The organism is Streptomyces sp. AF1A, from assembly GCF_047340315.1.
Classification (GTDB): Bacteria; Actinomycetota; Actinomycetes; order Streptomycetales; family Streptomycetaceae; genus Streptomyces.
The window spans coordinates 1-5728 of record NZ_JBLEBI010000276.1 but is presented as its reverse complement, the minus strand read 5'-3'; the positions used below and the strand labels follow the sequence as shown (position 1 = coordinate 5728).

Genomic DNA, 5728 nt, shown 5'->3' with positions numbered 1-5728 from the left:
GAGGGCGTCCAGGGCCTCGCCGAGCAGGTCCTCGCTGTCGGGGAAGGCACGGCTCTCCGGCACCAGCAGGCTGGTCCCGCCACCGCCCGGCCCCGGCGGGGTCCAGCGGCCGTAGCGCCCCGGGGCGCCGCCGCGACGCTGCCAGCCGTGCCGGTGCAGCAGGGCGCCGAGCACGGCGGGGTCGACCTCGGCGGGCTCCGGGGGCCGGTTCCAGGGGAGGTCGTCCGGATGCGGCCGGGCCTGCCGCGGCGGCTCCCCGTAGGAACGGCTTCTCATGGCCTGCCTCCCGTCCCGACCCGCGTCATGATCTCGCAGAGCGCCCGGTCGTCGAAGATGCGCGAGGTCGGTATCCGCACGGTGGTCCGGTTCCGGCCGGTGACCGGGTGGCCGGCGAGGTTGACCCAGTAGCAGCAGTGCCTGAGGTCGAGCCGGTCGTGACTGGCGCGCAGCCAGTCGTCCTGGGAGCGCGGGACCAGCATCACGACCAGGATCTTGTGCACCGAGACGGGTGTGCGGGCGAGCTTGCGCAGGTGGTCGTTGTCGAGGGTGAAGGAGAAGGAGCGGCCCGGCGGGTTGGGCGCGACCTGGTAGGTGCACTTCAGCTGCACCTTGATCGTGACCTCGTCGTCGACGGTGTGCCCGGGCGCGCTGTGGCTGACGTGCCAGTCGATGCCGTTGTCCGGGAAGGGCTGGGACAGCGAGCAGCCGGCCGCGGCGGCGACCGCGTGCAGATAGCCGACCTGCAGTGTCTCCATGCAGGCCGTGGTGGCGAGCGTGCCGCGAAGGTGGCCCGCGCGATCGGGCAGCAGCCCGCCCCGCTCGGGCTGCGCTATGGCCATGACCAACAGCCTTCCAAGCCAAGAGTTTCCCCGCTGCGGGCCGCTGAACTGCAAAGACCCGTATCTCTGTTGTGTCCTTCCGGCGTACGGCGCAAACGGCCCGGGTATCACCAAACGGGCAGAAGACGGAACGTCACCTGCCGTGGGTGAACAAGGAGTTGGGTTGGCATGACGACCTGGTACGAGGGGCCGCTGGCCGCCTTCGACACGGAGACGACGGGTGTGGACGTCGAGACCGACCGGATCGTGTCGGCCGCCGTCGTCGTCCAGGACGCGCCGGGGAACCGGCCTCGGGTCACCCGCTGGCTGGTGAACCCGGGCGTGCCGGTGCCGGAGGAGGCGACGGCGGTGCACGGGCTGACGGAGGAGCACCTGCAGCGCAACGGCCGCTGGCCGGCGCCGGTGATGTACGAGATAGCCGAGCACCTGGCGGAGCACGCGGCGATGGGCCGCCCGCTGGTGGTGATGAACGCGCCCTTCGATCTGACGCTGCTGGACCGGGAGTTGCGCCGGCACCGCGCGTCCTCGCTGGACCGCTGGTTCGAGTCGGTGCCGCTGAGGGTGCTGGACCCGCGGGTGCTGGACAAGCACCTGGACCGCTACCGCAAGGGCCGCCGCACGCTGACCGACCTGTGCGCGCACTACGGCGTGGCGCTGGAGGGCGCGCACGACGCGGCGGCGGACGCGCTGGCCGCGCTGGACGTCGTCCGGGCCCTGGGCCGCCGTTTCGCGACCCGGCTGGACCGCCTGACCCCCGCCGAGCTGCACACGCTCCAGGCCAACTGGCACGCGGCGCAGGCGCGCGGGCTGCAGGCGTGGTTCGCGCGCAGCGGCTCGGAGGAGATCGTCAGCACGGAGTGGCCCCTCAGGCCGGACCTCCCGGCGGCGGCCTAGCGCCCCGGGGCGCCCGCCGGGCACGGGCGCCCGCTGTGACACGGCGGCGCCACCACCGGGGCGAACAAGAAGAGCCGGTCCGCTGCTGCGGACCGGCTCTCTCCCGGTGGGCGATACTGGGTTCGAACCAGTGACCTCTTCGGTGTGAACGAAGCGCTCTCCCACTGAGCTAATCGCCCGGGAACGCACTGAACAATACAGGTCCCGGCGCGCATCCTTCAAACCGCTTCCAGGTGACGCAGCAGTCCGCTCCGTCCGGCCCGCATCATCAGCCGGTGGTTGGCGCGGAAGACCGGGCGTCCCGGTACCGCGAGCCGCCTGAGCAGGGTCTTGCGCACGTCGACGACCTGCTCGAAGCGGGCCAGAGTGCCGGCGCCGCCGGCGGTGACGGTCCAGCGCGCCCAGCCCTCGAGGTCGCCGGTCATGGCGATCTCCAGGACGCCGGCGTCCGGGTCGCGCCGGGTGGCGCGGGCGGTGAGCGAGATGGCGTACGGCAGCACGGACCGGACGACGAGGACGCCTGTGGTGTCGTCCAGTCGGGTCACCGAGCGCACCTGCGGCCACCAGCGGGGGTAGTCCTCGACACGCTCCAGCACGGCGTACACGGCGGTGGGCGCGGCGGGCAGGGACCACAGGCTGCTCAGCTGGTAGCGGGTCCAGTCCATGGGCGGAGTCTGCCCGCTGCGCGACGACCGATCCGCGTGCACGCACGCACGCGCCGCACCGTGACGCAGGCCACACTCGAACGGGGGCGCCGCCGCCCGTGCGCCGGCGCCCCCTTCGACGACCGCCGAGCGCACGTGACGCCGTGTCGGAAGTGAGCCGGGATCAGAGGCCCCTTCCGCCTGCGACTTGAGGAGATGGAGTATTCCCCTCCGGTCCTACTTCCTGAGAAATCCGACGGCATTCCGTAAAAGGTCCGAGGGATTTCCACCGGCGGTCCGCGCCGGAGCCTTCTCTTCTTGAAGAGCGCGATGGCCCGGCCGATCTTCTCGGCCCACTCACCCGTCTCTCCGGGGTAACGGATCGTCACCGTTCCCGTTCCCGCCACCGGCCTCTTCCGCGGCGTCGCGGTCTGCGTGATACACGGGTGAATCGCTTCAAGCGTGATCCGGCGAGCCGCTTTTCCTGCGCACAACCGGAAAGAGGACCATCGCGGCCGGATTCCACCGGTCACCCGCCGCGCTCCGTCACCGTGCGAGCCGGCACGGCCCGCCGCGCGCGAGCCCGCGAGGACGCGCGTACGCCGACGGCCCACCCGCGAAGGAGCAGGTGGGCCGTCGGTCCGGGTGGGCGATACTGGGTTCGAACCAGTGACCTCTTCGGTGTGAACGAAGCGCTCTCCCACTGAGCTAATCGCCCGGGCGCAGGAAGAAGATTACCCCATGTCAGGGGGTGCCTCCGACCGGAGGCCGAGCCGAGGGGCGCCGAGGGCCCCGGGGGCGGCTCACTGGTGCCGGACGTGCCACGGCATGACGAGGCCGAACTTCCGCACGTAGATCCCCACCAGCACCGCGACGACCAGCAGCCCGATCACGGTCAGGATGACGTTGCGACGGCGCACCTTGGGGTCGAGCGCCCGCTGGGCCGCCTCGGTGACCTTGCGTTTGGTCCAGCGGAGCACGAGCTGGGCCCAGACGAACTCGGTGGCCCAGATCGCCATGCCGCAGAAGATCACCACCCAGCCGGGACCGGGCAGCGGCAGCAGGAGGACGCCGCCGGCGACGACCGCCAGGCCGACGACGAAGACGCCGACCTGCCAGCTCAGGTGCAGCAGCGGGCGCGCCCTGACGAATGCGGGCGCGCGGGAGCCCAGGCCGCGCTCGCCCTCCCCATCGGGACCCGGCGCGCCGGGCCGCTGTTCGCCCTCCCTCGCCTTGTCGGCTGCCCCGGCGGCCTCGCCCGACTCGTCACTCCCCGTATTCATACGGACAAACCCTACCTGAGTGATTCCGGTCACCGGAATGGTCGTAGATCCGGTACGAGTTCTCGGCCGGAAGAGTTACGTAAAGACACGCAAAACCCTCAGAGGGGTTTACAACGGCACCGTAGGTGGCATGTCGATTTCGCCGACGTGCGAATCCCCGAGCGCACACTGAGCGAAAGGCCCTGGCGCTTATGAACACCACGGTCAGCTGCGAGCTGCACCTGCGCCTCGTTGTGTCGAGCGAGTCCTCCCTGCCTGTCCCCGCAGGCCTGCGGTACGACACGGCCGACCCCTACGCCGTGCACGCCACCTTCCACACCGGAGCCGAGGAGACCGTCGAGTGGGTGTTCGCCCGCGACCTCCTCGCCGAGGGGCTGCACCGGCCCACCGGCACCGGCGACGTCCGCGTCTGGCCATCCCGCAGCCATGGTCAGGGCGTCGTCTGCATCGCCCTGAGCTCCCCGGAGGGGGAGGCACTGCTCGAGGCCCCTGCGCGGGCCCTGGAGTCCTTCCTGAAGCGAACCGACGCCGCCGTGCCGCCCGGCACGGAGCACCGGCACTTCGATCTGGATCAGGAGCTCTCGCACATCCTGGCGGAGAGTTAGGCCGCGGCCCTTCTGAGCAGCCCGGCGCCGTCCACTCGGGGAGACGGCTCGGGCCAAGACAACCGCATACGGCACAGGCCGGCGTCGTCATCGTGAGCTCGCGGGACGACGTCGGCCTGTCGGCACGTCCCCGGCCGTCCGCGGCCCGCGGCGGCGTCGGGAACCCGTGGCGCACAGAGGCTGCCCGGGCGGTCGAGGTCGGGCAGGGACCGGTGCGGTGGGCACGGTTGTCGCTACCATCGGCCAGCATCGGCGGGCGCCCGCCCGACCCCCAGGCCAGGGAGCGAAACGTGCTGATCACCCACGACACCCGGTGCGCCCTCGACACCGTGGTGGATCTGGTGAACACCGCGCCGGAGGACGAGACGACGGCGGACGGACTGCCCGATGTGCCGGCTCTCGCGGATTTCGTAGGAAGGCACGAGATCAGCGATGTCGGTGTGCTGACGGAGTTCGATCTCTCGGCGGTGCGCCGGGTCCGGGGGCGGTTCGCGGCGATCTTCGCAACTCCCGACGCCCGGTCCGCGGCCGGGCTGATCAATGAGCTGGTCGCCGCGGCGGGCACCACTCCGCGCCTGACGGACCACGACGGCTACGACTGGCATGTGCACTACTTCGCGCCGGGCGCCTCCGTGGCGGACCATCTCGCCGCGGACTGCGGGATGGCGCTGGCCTTCTTCGTGGTGGCCGGGGAGCAGGAGCGGCTGCGGCGCTGCGAGGCACCGGACTGCCGGCGCGCCTTCGTGGACCTCTCCCGCAACCGCTCGCGCCGCTACTGCGACAGCCGTACCTGCGGCAACCGGCTGCACGTGGCGGCCTACCGGGCACGGCGCAAGGAAGCGACCGGCTGAGCGGCGTCCGGGCCGGCCGCAGGCAGGCACCCGCCGAGCGGCACACGCACCGCACACCGCGAAGCGACCGGCTGAGCAGCACATACCGCCGCGCTCAGGGAAGCGACCCGTTGAGCGGCACACACGCCGCACGCGGGGACGCGGGCGGTGGAGCGACGGAGTATGGGACACCCTGGGGCGACGCCGGTCCCGGCGGGTGGCGCCGGGACGGGCGTGTACGGCTCACAGCCACAGCAGGTCGTGCAGCGCAGCCATGAGGAGCAGACACCCGATCACCGCAAGGAAGATCATCAGCGGTGGCTGGGAGAGGGCGAATAGGCACCCGCGAGGCTCGTCCTCCGGCGGCGCGGCCTCGCTCTGTGTCGTGTCCAGCATCTCGCGGCCGATGATGGCGCACCCGGCGCCCCATTCGCGATCAAGCACGCGGATCTTGCGGGAGTTCGCCGAATCCGTGTGGTCGCGCCCGGCTGGTGAACGATTCCGGACGTCCGAGGACCCACTGTGTCGTTTCAGTCGTTTCAGCGAGTCAGGTGACTGTCATATGCCGTGCTTCTTGAGGATGGCCTCGATGTCGCTGAAGTCCTCGCCGGAGCCGCCGGTCCGGGGCGCGGC

The 5728-nt window shown here is 71.4% G+C and carries 7 protein-coding genes, 2 tRNA genes and 1 pseudogene; 3 read left to right on the top strand and 7 right to left on the bottom strand.

All coding sequences use genetic code 11. The features are described 5' to 3' along the window. Together ACLU3S_RS35355 and ACLU3S_RS35350 are read right to left on the bottom strand one after the other, a co-directional pair. Positions 1-276, bottom strand: a pseudogene (locus tag ACLU3S_RS35355) (hypothetical protein); the annotation flags it as partial. After that, entirely contained in the window at positions 273-839 is a 567-nt protein-coding gene (locus ACLU3S_RS35350) for a DUF4365 domain-containing protein (protein ID WP_413956064.1), read from the bottom strand. The pseudogene ACLU3S_RS35355 and the gene ACLU3S_RS35350, both read right to left, overlap by 4 nt. 168 nt (positions 840-1007) lie before the next feature. Here ACLU3S_RS35350 and ACLU3S_RS35345 point away from each other — a divergent pair, with 168 nt between their 5' ends. Next, positions 1008-1733: a 3'-5' exonuclease gene (locus ACLU3S_RS35345; protein WP_413956063.1), complete on the top strand. Its 726-nt coding sequence runs from the start codon at positions 1008-1010 to the stop codon at positions 1731-1733. Positions 1734-1840: 107 nt separating this feature from the next. Here the strand turns inward: ACLU3S_RS35345 and ACLU3S_RS35340 are convergent. The 4 genes from ACLU3S_RS35340 to ACLU3S_RS35325 form a co-directional block, all read right to left on the bottom strand. Next, positions 1841-1912: transfer RNA gene (locus ACLU3S_RS35340), tRNA-Val, on the bottom strand. 39 nt (positions 1913-1951) lie between these two features. Then, positions 1952-2398, bottom strand: a complete 447-nt coding sequence (locus tag ACLU3S_RS35335; RefSeq protein WP_413956062.1) for an SRPBCC family protein — start codon at positions 2396-2398, stop codon at positions 1952-1954. A 625-nt stretch (positions 2399-3023) separates the two neighbouring features. After that, positions 3024-3095, bottom strand: a tRNA-Val gene (locus tag ACLU3S_RS35330). 85 nt (positions 3096-3180) lie between these two features. After that, the gene (locus ACLU3S_RS35325) at positions 3181-3660 is read right to left on the bottom strand and encodes a TIGR02611 family protein (RefSeq protein WP_413956061.1); all 480 of its coding nucleotides are present in this window, start codon (positions 3658-3660) and stop codon (positions 3181-3183) included. 191 nt (positions 3661-3851) lie between these two features. Here ACLU3S_RS35325 and ACLU3S_RS35320 point away from each other — a divergent pair, with 191 nt between their 5' ends. Both ACLU3S_RS35320 and ACLU3S_RS35315 read left to right on the top strand, forming a co-directional pair. Continuing rightward, positions 3852-4265, top strand: coding sequence for an SsgA family sporulation/cell division regulator (locus ACLU3S_RS35320; protein WP_004002642.1), 414 nt, complete (start codon positions 3852-3854; stop codon positions 4263-4265). 290 nt (positions 4266-4555) lie between these two features. Then, the gene (locus ACLU3S_RS35315) at positions 4556-5116 is read left to right on the top strand and encodes a CGNR zinc finger domain-containing protein (RefSeq protein WP_413956060.1); all 561 of its coding nucleotides are present in this window, start codon (positions 4556-4558) and stop codon (positions 5114-5116) included. Positions 5117-5338: 222 nt separating this feature from the next. Here the strand turns inward: ACLU3S_RS35315 and ACLU3S_RS35310 are convergent, their stop codons facing one another. Continuing rightward, positions 5339-5539 carry a hypothetical protein gene (locus ACLU3S_RS35310; RefSeq protein ID WP_413956065.1) on the bottom strand — a complete coding sequence of 67 codons (201 nt, stop codon included), beginning with the start codon at positions 5537-5539 and terminating at the stop codon, positions 5339-5341. Positions 5540-5728 lie beyond the last annotated feature (189 nt).